We start from the raw sequence: 15,138 nt of genomic DNA on the forward strand, positions 1-15,138 counted from the left end.
AATCCACAAAGTAATCTTATGGCAATATTAAATTTCCAAAAACCGGATAAAGTAATCATGATTGATTCTACCGATTTTGAAGGTAAATTCGAATTCAGACCGTTAGAACCAGGATATGGTCTTACTGTGGGAAATGCTCTTCGTAGAGTATTACTTTCTTCACTTGAAGGTTTTGCGATTACATCTGTACGTATAGAAGGTGTAGATCATGAATTTTCTACTATTGAAGGAGTTGTTGAAGATGTAACTGAAATTATTTTAAATTTCAAACAAATCAGATTCAGAAGACAAATTGATGAAGTTGACAGTGAAGTTGTAAATATCGCTTTCTCTGGAAAGGACAAATTTACAGCTGGTGATATGCAAAAGTATATTTCAGGTTTTCAAGTATTGAATCCTGAAATGGTAATTTGTAATACAGAATCTTCTGTTAATTTGAATCTTGAACTTACTATTGAAAAAGGACGTGGTTATGTGCCTGCAGAGGAGAATAAGAACTCTAATGCTGCAATAGGTACAATAGCTATTGACTCTATATTTACTCCTATTAAGAACGTAAAGTATAGTATTGAGAATTACCGTGTTGAACAAAAAACTGATTATGAAAAATTAGTTTTTGAAATTTCAACTGATGGTAGTATTCATCCTAAGCAAGCTCTAACAGAAGCTGCTAAAACACTTATCCATCACTTCATGTTGTTCTCTGATGAGCGCATCACACTTGAAGCAGATGAGATTGCTCAAACAGAAACTTATGATGAAGAAAGTCTTCACATGAGACAATTGCTTAAGACAAAACTTGTAGATATGGAATTATCTGTGCGTGCATTAAATTGTCTTAAAGCTGCCGAGGTTGAAACACTTGGAGATTTAGTATCTTATAATAAGAATGACTTAATGAAGTTTAGAAACTTCGGTAAGAAATCTTTGACAGAGCTAGAAGAACTTGTGAACGTTAAAGGACTTAACTTCGGAATGGATTTATCAAAATATAAACTCGACCGTGACTAGGTAATTCTAGTTATAGAAATAAAATAAGATGAGACACGGAAAGAAATTTAATCACTTAGGTAGAAAAACAGCACACCGTAAGGCTATGCTAGCAAATATGGCTTGTTCTCTTATAGAACACAAGCGTATTAATACTACCGTTGCAAAGGCTAAAGCTGTTAAGCAGTTTGTTGAGCCACTTATTACTAAATCTAAAGAAGATACTACTCACAATCGTAGGTTAGTTTTTGCTAAGCTTAGAAGCAAAGAAGCAGTCACTGAATTATTCAGAGATGTTTCTTCAAAAGTAGCAGATCGTCCAGGTGGATACACACGTATCATTAAGCTTGGAAATCGTTTAGGTGATAATGCTGATATGGCAATGATTGAGCTTGTGGATTTCAATGAGATTTACAATCCTAATGAAGGTAAAAAGAAAACTACTCGTCGTAGCCGTCGTAGTAATTCTAAAGCCGCTGCTCCAGTTGAAACTGCAACAGAGAACACAAATGAAGAAGAGTAATATCTTTAACAACATGTAGATAAAAGGATCAATGCTTTCGCATTGGTCCTTTTTTTTTAAATTATTTTTGACAAAACAAATTTGTAGTATGGGATATTTAAATAAAAAAGATGCTATTATTTTATTAGCAGATGGAACTATTTTTCATGGTAAGGCTATAGCTGATGGTGGCACTGCAACTGGAGAAATTTGTTTTAATACTGGTATGTCTGGCTATCAAGAAGTCTTTACAGATCCTTCTTATACTGGACAAATAATGGTAACCACAAATGCTCATATAGGGAATTATGGTGTTACCGAGGAAGATGCAGAATCTGATTCTGTTAAAATAGCAGGTTTAGTTTGTAAAAACTTCTCTGAAGAATTCTCTCGTCCAGCAGCTCAATCTTCTCTATTTGATTATTTGAAAAAGAAAAATCTAGTCATTATTTCAGACGTGGATACACGTGCTTTGGTAAAGTATATTAGAGATCACGGTGCTCAAAATGCTATTATCTCCACAGATGTAGATAATATAGATAGTTTAAAGAAGCAGTTAACTACCGTTCCTAGTATGAAAGGATTGGAATTAGCTTCTATGGTCTCATGTAGTAAACCTTATTTTTATGGTAATGAAAATGCATCATTTAAAATAGCTGCAGTAGACTTAGGTATAAAAACTAATATCTTACGTAATCTTGCTGCTCGAGATGCTTATATAAAAGTATTCCCATATAATGCTACCTTTGAAGAATTATCTGAATTCAATCCAGATGGATATTTTTTATCTAATGGACCAGGAGATCCAGAACCTTTAATGGATACTATTAAATGTGCTCAAGATATTATTAATGCAAATGTACCTTTATTTGGAATTTGTCTTGGACATCAAATAATTGCTCAAGCTATGGGAATTCCTACTTATAAAATGCATAATGGTCACAGAGGAATTAATCATCCTATTAAAAATTTGATTACAGGAAAAGGAGAAATAACTTCTCAAAATCATGGTTTTGCTATTGATAAACAAGCAGCAGAGTCCAATGAAAATATTGAAATAACACATATTCATCTTAACGATGATACAGTCGCAGGAATACAAATTAAAGGAAAGTCATGCTTTTCTGTACAGTATCATCCTGAAGCTGGTCCTGGTCCAAACGATGCAACTTATCTTTTTGACCAATTCATAGATTTAATCAAAACAACTAAAAAACAAACAGCATGAGTACTATAATTGACGTACACGCAAGACAAATATTTGATTCAAGAGGAAACCCTACTGTAGAAGTAGATGTGATTACCTCAAATGGAGTAATGGGTAGAGCCGCAGTGCCATCAGGAGCATCAACCGGTGAACATGAGGCTGTAGAGCTTAGAGATGGTGGTAAGTCATTTATGGGTAAAGGTGTAGGTAAAGCAGTTAATAATGTGAATACATTGATATCTGTTGAACTTATGGGAACATCAGTGTTTGAACAGCAGTACATCGATCAATTGATGATTGATCTTGATGGAACTCCTAATAAGGCAAAACTTGGAGCAAATGCTATTCTAGGTGTTTCTCTAGCCTGTGCAAAAGCTGCTGCCGCTGAGCTTAATCAGCCGCTATATAAATACATAGGAGGAATAAGTGCTTGTACACTACCTGTGCCTATGATGAATATTATTAATGGAGGTTCTCATAGTGATGCACCTATTGCATTTCAAGAGTTTATGGTAATGCCTGTTGAAGCAGAGAGTTTTTCTCATGCATTACAAATGGGAACAGAGATTTTTCATCATTTAAAGAAAGTATTACACGATCGCGGTTTGAGCACAGCGGTAGGTGATGAAGGTGGATTTGCTCCTACTTTGGACGGTACTGAAGATGCATTAGATACTATCTTACTAGCCGTAAAGAACGCTGGCTACACTCCTGGAAAAGATATAATGATAGCCCTAGATTGTGCAGCGGCTGAGTTCTTTGTAGATGGAAAATATGACTATACTAAATTTGAAGGTGATAGTGGTGTAATACGTTCTAGTAGAGAACAAGCAGAATATCTAACGTCGCTTGCAGACAAGTATCCGATTATTTCTATTGAGGATGGTATGGATGAAAACGATTGGGAAGGATGGAAAATCTTAACAGATCTAGCTGGAGATAAAGTTCAACTAGTAGGTGACGATTTATTTGTTACAAATGTAGAGCGACTTTCTAGAGGAATCAAAGAAGGCATTGCAAACTCGATTCTTATCAAAGTAAATCAAATAGGAACACTTACTGAAACGATTGCTGCAGTAACTATGGCTCATAAGGCTGGTTATACTTCTGTAATGTCACATAGAAGTGGTGAGACAGAAGATAATACCATTGCAGATCTTGCTGTAGCACTTTCTACAGGACAGATTAAAACAGGTAGTGCGTCACGATCAGATCGTATGGCAAAATACAATCAGCTACTTCGTATTGAGGAAGAATTAAATGACAGTGCTTATTACCCAGCACGCAATGCTTTTCAGCACTAGGACTTAGTCCATTACTCTTTCGCGAAAGCAAAACTTTAAAAGCCGTTCAACATTGAGCGGCTTTTTTGTATCGATGAAATGCGTAAATAACTATTGAAATACAAATAATATCGTTTAAAAGTTGTTTTTATCGTTTTGGTGTTGCATACTTGTATTCCCTAAAACGATTTACATGAAAAAATTTGTACTAATTATTGCGTTAATTTTCACAGGAGTCTTAAATGCTCAGACTATATGGAAAACAACTGAAGTTGCTCAACTTCAAAAAATAGATGATTCTCTAAAAACCATTCAGCCTTCCTCATATGACGTTTATCAAATAGACGCTCAGGCTTTATCTGGCAAACTTGTAAATGCTATTGATCGCTTTGAAAGAGGAAACGCGATACAAGTAGATTTTCCTGTAGGTGATGATCAATTTGAAACTTTTGAAGTATATACTTCTGGAGCTATGTCTAAAGGTCTAGCTACACAATTTCCAAATATTCAATCCTACTTTGGTAAAAGTGCAAATGGTGGTATTAATAAAATTTACTTTTCTATTACTCCTCAGGGCTTCAGAGGAGTGATTACTGGTGAAAAGATATTATATATGGATCCATTTGCTAAAACGGCTCCAAACCAAATCATGATTTACAATCGTCAAGATTTAAAACGTACCGATTTTGAAGATTTTAGATGTGAAGTCGACGATAGTGAATTATCCAGAAATTTTAATGAGATAGAAATTATTGATGGAGCAAAAGCATTTCAAGATTTAACTTTTAGAACCTATGAAATAGCAGTTGCTGTAACCTCAGAGTACAGTGCTTATCATGATGATGGTAACGCAGCAAATGGAGACGCTAGAGCTGATGCTCTTGCAGGAGTTGTAACTACTATGACACGTGTAAACTCAGTTTTTGAGCAAGAGATGTCTATGCGTTTTACTTTAGTTCCTGATAATGATTTATTGATTTATGTAAATGGCAACAATGGAGCTGGTGATAGTGATCCTTATGATAACTATTCGGGAAATCAAATGTTAGGAATTAATACTTCAAATATCAATGGAGTATTAGGTGGAAGTTCAAATTATGATATAGGTCACGTATTTTCAACCGGTGGTGGTGGAGTAGCCTCTAATTTTAGATGTAATGCTAATAATCAAGGTAGAGGTGTGACAGGAATTGTAACTCCTGAATTTGATCCTTTTGATATTGATTATGTATGTCATGAGATTGGTCACCAATTTGGTGCAGCGCATACTTATTATAATCCATGTTTTGGTAATCCTGGTCCTTCACCTTACGAAACAGGTAGTGCTTCTACCATTATGGGATATGCCGGTATTTGTACTCCAAACGTGCAAGAAAATAGCGATGCTTATTTTCATTTAATCAGTTTATTTGAAATGCATGGTCAACTAGCAAACGATAGCTGTGACTCAGAAGTAACCTTGGTGAATAACGGAAATAATACCGCACCTGTCTCAAACAATGAAGGAGATAAAACTATTCCAAGATTAACTCCTTTTAAGCTAACTGCAACTGCAAACACTCCAGACTCTGGAGAAGTTTATACTTATAATTGGGAAGAATTAGACACTGGAATCTATAATGATACTGGTTACACTCAACCACCATTACCTACTAATGAGAGAGGTCCATTATTTAGAACTAAGTTTCATACCACAAGTCCAACGAGATATTTTCCAAATCTTGAGGATTTAGTTAATGGTGTTTCACCTACTTGGGAAGTTTTACCTAACGTTTCAAGAGATATAAGATTCTTTTGTACAGTTAGAGATAATAATCCTATGGGTGGACAAACTGAGTACGGTGGCTTAACCTTAACCGTAGGTACGGCTGGACCACTAACCGTAAATTCTCCTAGCGCTTCTACAGTATGGTATGAAGGAGAAAATAAAACCATTACATGGAATGTAAATGGGACAGGAACTTCAACTTATGCCTCTAACGTTGCTATAAAACTGTCTACAGATGGAGGATTGACATATCCTACTACTCTTGTAGCTTCTACACCTAATGATGGAAGTACAACAGTTACTTTACCTACTGGTATAGTTACTTCTCAAGCTCGTATAATGGTAGAGGCAGTAGGTAACTACTTCTTTAATATCTCAGCAAATGATTTTGAAATTAAAGAAGGTACCTTTGAACTTGTTGCAGCTCAAGATTTTGTAACAACATGTCAGCCAGCAGATGCTACTTATACTTTTGACTATAATGCTGCACCAGGATTCAGTGAGACAGCAACTTTTAGTTTGAATAATTTGCCGGCTACTTTAAGTCACTCTTTCAGTCCTTCTACTCGTAATTCTAGTGGTCCAGTTACATTGACTATTACCGGAACAGACACTGTTGATGCTGATAAGTATGATTTAGAAATTATAGCAAATACTCCTAGTGCTACAATTACTAAAGATCTTGAATTTAAAGTTTTTGATGCTAACGTTGGTGAAGTGATTTTAACAGCGCCTATAAATGGAGCTGGTAATCAAGTTTCAAACCCATTATTAGTTTGGGATGATCTTGCTAGTGCATCCAGTTACCTAGTTGAAGTATCAGAGTCTAGTTTATTTACGTCTATTGAAGAAAGTGCTACGGTTGTAGGTGTAAGTGAGTATCAAACTACTCAATTAGATTTTAGTAAAATATATTACTGGAGAATAACACCTTCAAATGATTGTAACGCTGGAAATGCAGCTTCAATAGCCTCATTTCAAACAGCTCAAGATGTATGTAATACCTATACAAATGAATATTTTGAAAATGGTGACAACGTTTGGGAAACAGATGTGAACGCTGTAAGTGCTCGCATGAATATTCCAGATGATATAGAAATCACTCAAGTAAGTTTTTACATGAGAGCAACACACGGTAATACTGGACATATTAAAATGCAGTTTAGTGCACCTACAGGACGTTTTGCAGAGATTTATAATAGAGATTGTCAAACTAGAGACAATTTTGATCTTACAGTTTCAGATTCTGGAACCTTACCGTTTCAGTGTGGTGATAACTCTGGAGCGTCAAATACGATTACTGGTGTACTAAGACCTAGTCAAGCTTTTACAAGATTTAACGGGCTAAGTGCTCAAGGAGAATGGGTGTTACTAGCTACGGATCGTACGTCTGGAACTGGTGGGACGTTCAATGAGTTTGCTATGACAGTTTGTGGAAGATTACAATATGTAAATGACATCGATAATAATAGAAATAACTTGTTAACCATATCTTATGGAGCTACTGCTACGATAGATCAGTCCTTACTAAGAACACAACAAACTGGTACTTCAAATGCAAACATGGTTTATGTAATTACTAAACTACCTCAACAAGGAATACTAGAGCTTAATGCTACACCACTTGGTCTAGGTGATACATTCACTCAAGCAGATTTAAATAATGATAATATTCAATACAATCACGACTCCACAGAGATTGTATTTACAGATAGTTTTGACTTTACGGTTAAAGGATCTTCTAATTCATTAATGAACGCTCAAACTTTTAATATCAATATAGAGGAACCTACTTTGATTTACGATTTTGGATGGACTCCTTTTGCTCCATCCATGGAAACAGGATCGTTAAATGCACAAGTGATTAATGGACTAGCTCCACTTAACGATGACGCGTCGATCAATAATTTTGATGTCTTAGGAACGGCAAATAGTTTAGACTTAAACGCGATGTTGACCATAAATGGAAATACAACAATTCAAGGTAATATAGATGCACTGGATGGCGAATTAGTATTTCCTGGAACAACGGCACAGTCCATATCGGGAGATGGATCGATTCATGTGAATCAACTCACTGTTTCAAATACAAATGGGCTTAATTTTAATTCAACCACTTATGTGCATGGAGTATTAACACCTAACAATAGTATAATAAGTACTAACGGAAACATCGAATTCTATAGCGATGAAAACGGAACTGGTCAGTTGGATAATGCAAGTAATGCAACTATTAATGGATCTGTTAGAGTAGAGCGATTTATTCCGGCAAGAAGAGCTTTTAGATTTCTTGCTTCTTCAGTAAATACAACTGGATCAATTTATGAAAACTGGCAAGAAAATGGTACTAGCACTGCTGGCTTAGGGACACATATTTCAGGATCTGCAGCTGGTTCAAATGGATTTGATGCTACAGTTTCTGGTAACACTTCTATGTTTAGTTTTGATAATAATAATCAGTCTTGGACCACTTTTGCAAATACTGATCTAACGAGCCTCAATGTGGGAATTCCATATAGACTTATGGTAAGAGGAGATAGAAGTATAAATTTAGCAAGTAATAACGCAACTCCTACTAACACTAAGTTAAGAGCAGTAGGTTCTTTGCATACCGGTAATCATAACCAAAACGCCTCAACAACAAACGGTGAATTTGTAATGATTGCAAATCCTTATCAAGCCATCGTAGATTTTAAAAGTGTGCTTAATGATGCTTCTACAAGTGGGGTAAATACAAACTTTGTTTATTACTGGGATCCTAATTTGAATACTCGCGGTGGATACGCGACTATAGATATGAGTTCTGTAAATGGAGACGCAATTCCGTTTTCAAGTAATGCAAATAAATATTTACAGTCAGGTCAATCATTATTTGTTCAGGCCACAGGAGCAGCATCGATTACTTTTAAAGAGTCACATAAAAGCGTAGATGCAAATCTTAGTAATATATTCAATCAACAGCAGTTAGAATCTAGCATAGTTGTTTCTTTAATAGAACGCAATACTCAATCTTTAATGGATCAAACAGTATTAAGATTTAATGCTGTAAATAATGACCTAATTGATTCAAGTGATGCACTTAAATTCTATAACCAAGATGAAACCCTAGCAACGGTCTTAAATGGAACTTCGTTGAGTATAAATAAAACTACTATGCCTGCAACTGGTGATAGAGTAACATTACTTACTGACCGTTATAGACATAGTAACTATACGTTTAAGATAAATGTAGATGGACTCGTTGGGACTCAAGCAGTTTTTGTTGATCACTTCACAGGACTACGTACTACTTTAAATAATGGAATAAATTTAATAGACATGGATGTGATTGCTGGTGATGCGGCAAGTAATGATCTTAATAGATTTGAAATTGTTTTTGAAAATACCACGCTTAGTTCAGGACAAGTTCAGTTGCAAAACGAGCTCGTTTTATTCCCTAATCCAGTTACAAATGGACAGTTCACTATACAGAGCAATTTATTGAATGGTAAAGAAGTAACGGTACGTTTATATACGGCATTAGGTCAATTAGTGCACAGCCAGGAAGCGACTTTTAATAATAGTCTAGCGGTTAAACCACAAATCGATTTGAGTAATGGTGTTTATTTTGCTAGAATACATACGCAAGATGAATTTGCCACGATTCAATTTATTGTAAATTAATGTTTGAAATCGTTTTTGGGAACTATCAAGCAGTAGAAAGGTGTCCATTTTTGGGCACCTTTTTTTTTGAGATGTGTTATTACGCTTTCGCGAAAGCGAGATAAATCCCACTCATCGATCTTCAAAATCTTAAGAAAATACACGAGCTTCTCATAATCAATTCAGAAATACAGAAAATTATCTTAAAACTGTTAAATTACTGCTCGGGATTAACGACAAATTAACGGACTATGTATTATTTTTGAGGAAGATAAAATATAGAAAAATAATGTCAGACAAAGCTATTTTAGAATTTGACGGGAAAAAATATGAATTTCCTGTAATCACTGGAACAGAAAACGAGAAAGCCATAGATATTAAGGCGCTGAGAGGTTCAACAGGTGGACTTACAACAATCGATCCCGGTTTTAAAAATACTGGTAGTTGTGAGAGCGCAATTACGTTCCTTAATGGAGAAGAAGGTATTCTTAGATATCGCGGATATTCCATTGAAGAACTTGCTGAAAAAGCAGATTTTCTAGAAGTAGCTTATTTATTGATTTTTGGAGAGTTACCTACACAGGCACAACTTGATAAATTTCACGCAGACATTAAGGAACAATCTCACGTAGATGAAGATCTTAAGAAAATCCTTGATGGATTTCCTAAAAGCGCTCACCCTATGGGAGTTCTTTCTTCATTAACAAGTGCGCTTATCGCATTTAATCCATCATCAGTTAATGTGGATAGTGAGGAAGAAATGTATAAAGCAATCGTTAAAATCATGGGTAAATTCCCAGTTTTAGTTGCTTGGACATTAAGAAAAAGTACAGGTCAGCCGCTTGATTATGGTGATGATAGCTTAGGGTATGTAGAAAACATTCTTAAAATGATGTTTAAGAAAGCAAACTCTGAGTATAAAATCGATCCTGTAGTTTCAAATGCATTAGATAAATTATTAATACTTCATGCAGACCATGAACAAAATTGTTCTACAAGTACAGTACGTATCGTAGGTTCTGCTCATACAGGACTTTTTGCTAGTTTAAGCGCAGGAATATCTGCACTTTGGGGACCATTACACGGTGGAGCTAACCAGGCAGTTCTTGAAATGCTTGAAGATATTAAAGCAGATGGCGGCGATACTAAAAAGTATATGGCCAAAGCAAAGGATAAAGAAGATCCGTTCCGTTTAATGGGATTCGGGCATAGAGTTTATAAAAACTTTGATCCACGTGCAAAGATTATTAAAGTAGCTGCAGACGATGTTCTTGAAGCACTTGGTGTTGATGATCCTATTCTAGATATCGCAAAAGGATTAGAGCAAGAAGCACTTAACGATCCTTACTTTGTAGATCGCAAGTTATATCCTAACGTAGATTTCTATTCTGGAATCATTTACCGTGCTATGGGAATTCCTGTAGAAATGTTTACTGTAATGTTTGCATTAGGTCGTTTACCAGGTTGGATCGCACAGTGGAAAGAAATGCGTGAGAATAAAGAACCTATAGGTCGTCCACGTCAGGTCTACACTGGTGAGAACTTAAGATCATTTAAAGAAGTGTCAAAACGATAATTTCTTTTAAAATTTATTATAGCTCCTTATTGCTTTGCAATAAGGAGTTTTTTTGTGAGTTATGGTAAAATCTCCTTCAGATTTCCGTAAAAAATAGAGTGTTATATTATTAAATTCGCAATATGAATAGATTGAATCTTAATGTAAGTGATGAGACCTCACGGCTACGCGCGGTTATTCTAGGAACGGCAGCGAGCAATGGTCCAGTTCCTGCACTGGAAGATGCTTATGATCCTAAATCACGCGAGCACATTCTTGCGGGAACCTATCCTACAAACGAGGACATGGTCATAGAAATGGAGGCAGTGAATGCTGTTTTTAAAAGGTATGATGTTACCGTATATCGTCCAGAGCATATTGAGGATTGCAACCAGATTTTTACGAGAGACATCGGTTTTGTAATCGATAATGTATTTGTAAAATCAAACATACTTCCCGATCGTGAGGAAGAAATAGAAGCGATTCAATACGTTATTGATCAAATAAATCCTGACAAGGTTATCAGACCACCAGAAGAGGTTCATGTAGAAGGTGGAGATGTAATGTTACACGGTGATTATGTTTTTGTAGGAACCTATCGCGGAGCAGATTATGCTGACTATATTATCGCTCGTACAAATGTAGAAGCTATAGACTGGTTAAAAGAAACCTTTCCACACAAGAAAGTAGTGAGCTTCAACTTGCGCAAGGATAATCTTAATCCATATAATAATGCGCTGCATTTAGATTGCTGTTTTCAACCAGTTGGAAAAGACAAATGCATTATTCATAAAAACGGATTTTTAGAGGAAGAAGAATATCAGTATTTAATTGATTTCTTCGGAAAGGAAAATTGTTTTGAAATCACTCAAGAAGAAATGTATCACATGAATTCAAACGTGTTTTCCATAGCACCAGATGTTGTGATATCAGAAAAGAATTTTACTAGGTTAAATGCTTGGTTGCGCAGTCATAATATCACCGTAGAAGAAGTTCCTTATGCTGAGATATCCAAGCAAGAAGGCTTGTTGAGATGTTCTACCTTACCACTAATAAGAGATTAATGAAACAAATTACAGATACGGTCTTCATGGTAAGGCCAGTACAATTCCGTTTAAACGAGCAAACTGCGGTTAATAACTATTACCAGGATGAAGGTATTAAGATTATAGATCAGAACACTAAAGCTCAAGCTGAGTTTGATGCCTTTGTAAAAGCTTTACAAGAAAAAGGAGTCAAGGTCATTATAGTATCTGATGATGAGAAAAACGATACTCCAGATTCTATTTTCCCTAACAACTGGATTTCTACACACCAGAATGGAGATATAGCTCTATATCCCATGTTTGCAGAAAATCGTCGTCTAGAACGCAGACCAGAAGTTCTAGACCTTCTTGAAGCAGAAGGTTTTTCTATAAATAATATCATCGATTACACCAGCGCAGAGGAAGAAGGTTTTTTTCTTGAAGGAACTGGTAGTTTATTACTCGACCGAGTGAATAAAAAAGCATACTGCAGTATCTCTCCACGAGCAGACGAGGAATTAATGATTGAATTCTGTGAGGATTTTGAATATACACCGGTAATCTTTACAGCCTTTCAAACGGTAGAAGAGAAGCGCTTACCTATCTATCATACTAACGTTATGATGGCGCTAGGAGAGAACTATGCGGTGATATGTTTAGACTGTATAGATGATAAGAAAGAACGTAAAAGCGTTCTGTATCATCTTAAAGAAACAGGAAAAGAAGTCATCACTATTACTGAAGCGCAGGTCAACGCGTTTGCAGGAAATATGATGCAAGTTCATAACGCTGCTGGAGATAAGATATTAGTCATGAGTGATCAGGCGTATCAATCTCTTACTCCAGACCAAATTAAAAAACTAGAAAAGTACAACCAGATTTTACATCCATCCATTGAGACTATTGAAACACTAGGTGGTGGATCTGTAAGATGTATGATGGCTGAGGTGTTTTTGCCGAGAGCTTAATCTAGTACTTTTTCAAATAAAATATCATCTTTACTTATGACCTTAATGTCATTGGAATTGTCAATCCTGTAAACTAATATTGGGTCAGCCGCCTGAGCAATACAAGTACCATCTGAATTTGCTCCTTTGTAGTTGAGATTCTCTAGGAAGATTTTTAAATCGTAATTCAAAAAATCTTCAGCTTTAATTACACTATTACTATGGCCAGTGGATATTATTTCTATTTGATAAATAGAATCATCTTTTTTGATTTCCACCATACCGTCAAAGTCAGTTACCAGAATATTGATGGTTTCATGATTTTTATTTTTTAAAAGTATAGCAGCACCGAGTATAGGTTCGTTATCAATTTCTTGAGCTAGGTAAAGTTTAATATGTGATTGATTAGATTTTTCTAGCTTGTTTGTTTTTTGAGAAATGTAACTATATGGAGTAGTTTTTATGTGGTCAAATGTAAATGAGATAGTGCTATCATTTAATTTGTAAGAGCCACGTGCCTTAATATCATCGATACTTGTTTTTTCTTCATATTTAAATCGATGCTTATATAAGATGAATTTAGATTTACTGCTGCCTAATTGATTAACATATACAGTCTTACTGCAACTGCTAAGAATGCAAAGTAGAATTATGAAACAGAATAATCGATGAAGCATATAGACTAACAATTTCGAAAAGTTACGATTATTAAGTCAATTATATATGAATGCTACATCATTTCCCAGTAGCAATATGCCTGATCATTCCTGAAAAAATAAAGTAATGAAAAGGTAGCATGCTGTACCAGTATAATCGTCCCCATATACCACGTGGACGGAAAGTTGCAGTTTGATGAACCACGTTATTTTCATCGATTTCAAACTCGAGCCATGCTTCTCCTGGAACGCGCATTTCTGCAAATAGGAGCAAGCGTTTTTCATCTTTATCGGCTACGAGGACTCTCCAGAAATCTAGAGAATCTCCTGCATAAATTGTATTTGCATTAGTACGACCACGTCGTAATCCTACACCGCCAAAAAGCTTATCTACATATCCACGTATTTTCCATAGAAACGTTGCGTAGTAATATCCGTTTTCTCCACCTATAGACCAAATGCGTTCTAGTGCAGCTGTGGGATTATCTGTTTTGTGTTCTTGTGCGTCTTTTAAACAACCGTAACTAGGAACTTGTTTGTACTTATTAAGATTGCGTTTAAACCGACCACTAACCATGGAATCTTTCCAGCTGCTGGCAACTTGGTTTTGCTCGATTTTTGCAAACGCCATATCGAGCGCTTCTTCATAACTGTAGAGCTCGATTCCTAGTTTTTCTTGCAAATCGTTAGGTTGAGCGACAACTTCTATCGCCATGCTATCAACTAGATTTTGAGCCAGTTTGTATGAAGTACTGGTTACAAAGTACAACCAGTAAGAACTCAACTTAGGAGTCATTACAGGAACGGTAAATATGTAGAGTTTGATTTTACGCCTTTTTGCATACCGCAGCATCATGTCTTTATAAGTAAGCACGTCTTTTCCACCTATATCATAACTGTGATTATAGCAATCCTCACGGCCTAAAACACCAGTTAAAAAACTCATCACATTCCTTATTGCGATAGGATGCGTTTTAGTATTCACCCATTTAGGCGTAATCATGACGGGTAGTTTTTCACATAAATCACGCACTATTTCAAAGGAAGAACTTCCGCTTCCCACTATTATTCCTGCTCTCAGTACGGTCACGGCAGCTGTTGCTGTGTAGAGAAGATCTTCCACACGCTTTCGCGAAAGCAGGTGTTTACTCAATTTATCCTCATTAACGATTCCTGAGAGATAAATAATTTGCTTGCAATTTGTTCTATTAATAAGCTGAATGAAATTCATTGCGCTTTCAGACTCCATCGTGTCAAAACTCTCTGTGCTGCTGCTCATAGAGTGGATGAGGTAGTATGCGGCATCTATATCTTGAGGTAGTTCTTGATTTAATTTGATATTTAAAAAATCAATTTCAATAATCTTGATTTGATCCTTAATCTCTTGTGGTACAGACAACCTATGAGCACTTCGCACCGCACAAATTACTTCGTGATCTTGCTTAAGGAGTTCGTAGAGTAAGCGTATTCCTATGTAACCATTGGCACCTGTGAGTAGAACTTTCATATGCTTAAAGATAAGTAGATAAAAGTGTTCACTTGTTAAATCTAAATCAATAAAAA

At 35.8% G+C, this 15,138-nt stretch carries 10 protein-coding genes; 8 read left to right on the forward strand and 2 right to left on the reverse strand.

Features of this window, described 5'->3' with window-relative positions:
* The first annotated feature begins 18 nt into the window (after positions 1 to 18).
* The 8 genes from ACSHWW_RS11890 (at position 19) to ctlX (ending at position 12,940) form a co-directional block, all read left to right on the forward strand.
* Positions 19 to 1,011, forward strand: coding sequence for a DNA-directed RNA polymerase subunit alpha (locus ACSHWW_RS11890; RefSeq protein WP_435682679.1), 993 nt, complete (start codon positions 19 to 21; stop codon positions 1,009 to 1,011).
* A 28-nt stretch (positions 1,012 to 1,039) separates the two neighbouring features.
* Positions 1,040 to 1,513, forward strand: a complete 474-nt coding sequence (gene rplQ, locus ACSHWW_RS11895; RefSeq protein WP_435682680.1) for a 50S ribosomal protein L17 — start codon at positions 1,040 to 1,042, stop codon at positions 1,511 to 1,513.
* Between the two features lie 88 nt (positions 1,514 to 1,601).
* Positions 1,602 to 2,720, forward strand: a complete 1,119-nt coding sequence (gene carA, locus ACSHWW_RS11900) for a glutamine-hydrolyzing carbamoyl-phosphate synthase small subunit (RefSeq protein ID WP_435682681.1) — start codon at positions 1,602 to 1,604, stop codon at positions 2,718 to 2,720.
* Positions 2,717 to 4,003 carry a phosphopyruvate hydratase gene (gene eno, locus ACSHWW_RS11905; RefSeq protein WP_435682682.1) on the forward strand — a complete coding sequence of 429 codons (1,287 nt, stop codon included), beginning with the start codon at positions 2,717 to 2,719 and terminating at the stop codon, positions 4,001 to 4,003. The genes carA and eno overlap by 4 nt, the downstream gene beginning before the upstream one ends.
* A gap of 172 nt (positions 4,004 to 4,175) precedes the next feature.
* Positions 4,176 to 9,413 (forward strand): reprolysin-like metallopeptidase, encoded by a 5,238-nt coding sequence (locus tag ACSHWW_RS11910; RefSeq protein ID WP_435682683.1) that lies wholly within the window; start codon positions 4,176 to 4,178, stop codon positions 9,411 to 9,413.
* A gap of 268 nt (positions 9,414 to 9,681) precedes the next feature.
* Entirely contained in the window at positions 9,682 to 10,968 is a 1,287-nt protein-coding gene (locus tag ACSHWW_RS11915; protein WP_435682684.1) for a citrate synthase, read from the forward strand.
* Between the two features lie 122 nt (positions 10,969 to 11,090).
* Entirely contained in the window at positions 11,091 to 12,011 is a 921-nt protein-coding gene (locus ACSHWW_RS11920; RefSeq protein ID WP_435682685.1) for a dimethylarginine dimethylaminohydrolase family protein, read from the forward strand.
* Positions 12,011 to 12,940, forward strand: coding sequence for a citrulline utilization hydrolase CtlX (gene ctlX / locus ACSHWW_RS11925; RefSeq protein ID WP_435682686.1), 930 nt, complete (start codon positions 12,011 to 12,013; stop codon positions 12,938 to 12,940). Before ACSHWW_RS11920 ends, ctlX begins: the two co-directional genes overlap by 1 nt.
* On the opposite strand, the gene ACSHWW_RS11930 is transcribed toward ctlX, so the two are convergent.
* Both ACSHWW_RS11930 and ACSHWW_RS11935 read right to left on the reverse strand, forming a co-directional pair.
* Positions 12,937 to 13,596 carry a hypothetical protein gene (locus tag ACSHWW_RS11930; protein ID WP_435682687.1) on the reverse strand — a complete coding sequence of 220 codons (660 nt, stop codon included), beginning with the start codon at positions 13,594 to 13,596 and terminating at the stop codon, positions 12,937 to 12,939. The two genes, ctlX and ACSHWW_RS11930, sit on opposite strands and share 4 nt — an antisense overlap.
* A gap of 58 nt (positions 13,597 to 13,654) precedes the next feature.
* Positions 13,655 to 15,082, reverse strand: coding sequence for an SDR family oxidoreductase (locus ACSHWW_RS11935; RefSeq protein ID WP_435682688.1), 1,428 nt, complete (start codon positions 15,080 to 15,082; stop codon positions 13,655 to 13,657).
* Positions 15,083 to 15,138: the final 56 nt, after the last annotated feature.

Source organism: Nonlabens sp., assembly GCF_051251825.1.
In the GTDB taxonomy this organism is placed as follows: Bacteria; Bacteroidota; Bacteroidia; order Flavobacteriales; family Flavobacteriaceae; genus Nonlabens.

What these genes read in the sequence shown, in the direction of transcription:
- ACSHWW_RS11890 (WP_435682679.1), top strand. Translation starts at nt 19, where the DNA reads ATGGCAATATTAAATTTCCAAAAACCGGATAAAGTAATCATGATTGAT.
- rplQ (WP_435682680.1), top strand. Translation starts at nt 1,040, where the DNA reads ATGAGACACGGAAAGAAATTTAATCACTTAGGTAGAAAAACAGCACAC.
- carA (WP_435682681.1), top strand. Translation starts at nt 1,602, where the DNA reads ATGGGATATTTAAATAAAAAAGATGCTATTATTTTATTAGCAGATGGA.
- eno (WP_435682682.1), top strand. Translation starts at nt 2,717, where the DNA reads ATGAGTACTATAATTGACGTACACGCAAGACAAATATTTGATTCAAGA.
- ACSHWW_RS11910 (WP_435682683.1), top strand. Translation starts at nt 4,176, where the DNA reads ATGAAAAAATTTGTACTAATTATTGCGTTAATTTTCACAGGAGTCTTA.
- ACSHWW_RS11915 (WP_435682684.1), top strand. Translation starts at nt 9,682, where the DNA reads ATGTCAGACAAAGCTATTTTAGAATTTGACGGGAAAAAATATGAATTT.
- ACSHWW_RS11920 (WP_435682685.1), top strand. Translation starts at nt 11,091, where the DNA reads ATGAATAGATTGAATCTTAATGTAAGTGATGAGACCTCACGGCTACGC.
- ctlX (WP_435682686.1), top strand. Translation starts at nt 12,011, where the DNA reads ATGAAACAAATTACAGATACGGTCTTCATGGTAAGGCCAGTACAATTC.
- ACSHWW_RS11930 (WP_435682687.1), bottom strand. Translation starts at nt 13,596, where the DNA reads ATGCTTCATCGATTATTCTGTTTCATAATTCTACTTTGCATTCTTAGC.
- ACSHWW_RS11935 (WP_435682688.1), bottom strand. Translation starts at nt 15,082, where the DNA reads ATGAAAGTTCTACTCACAGGTGCCAATGGTTACATAGGAATACGCTTA.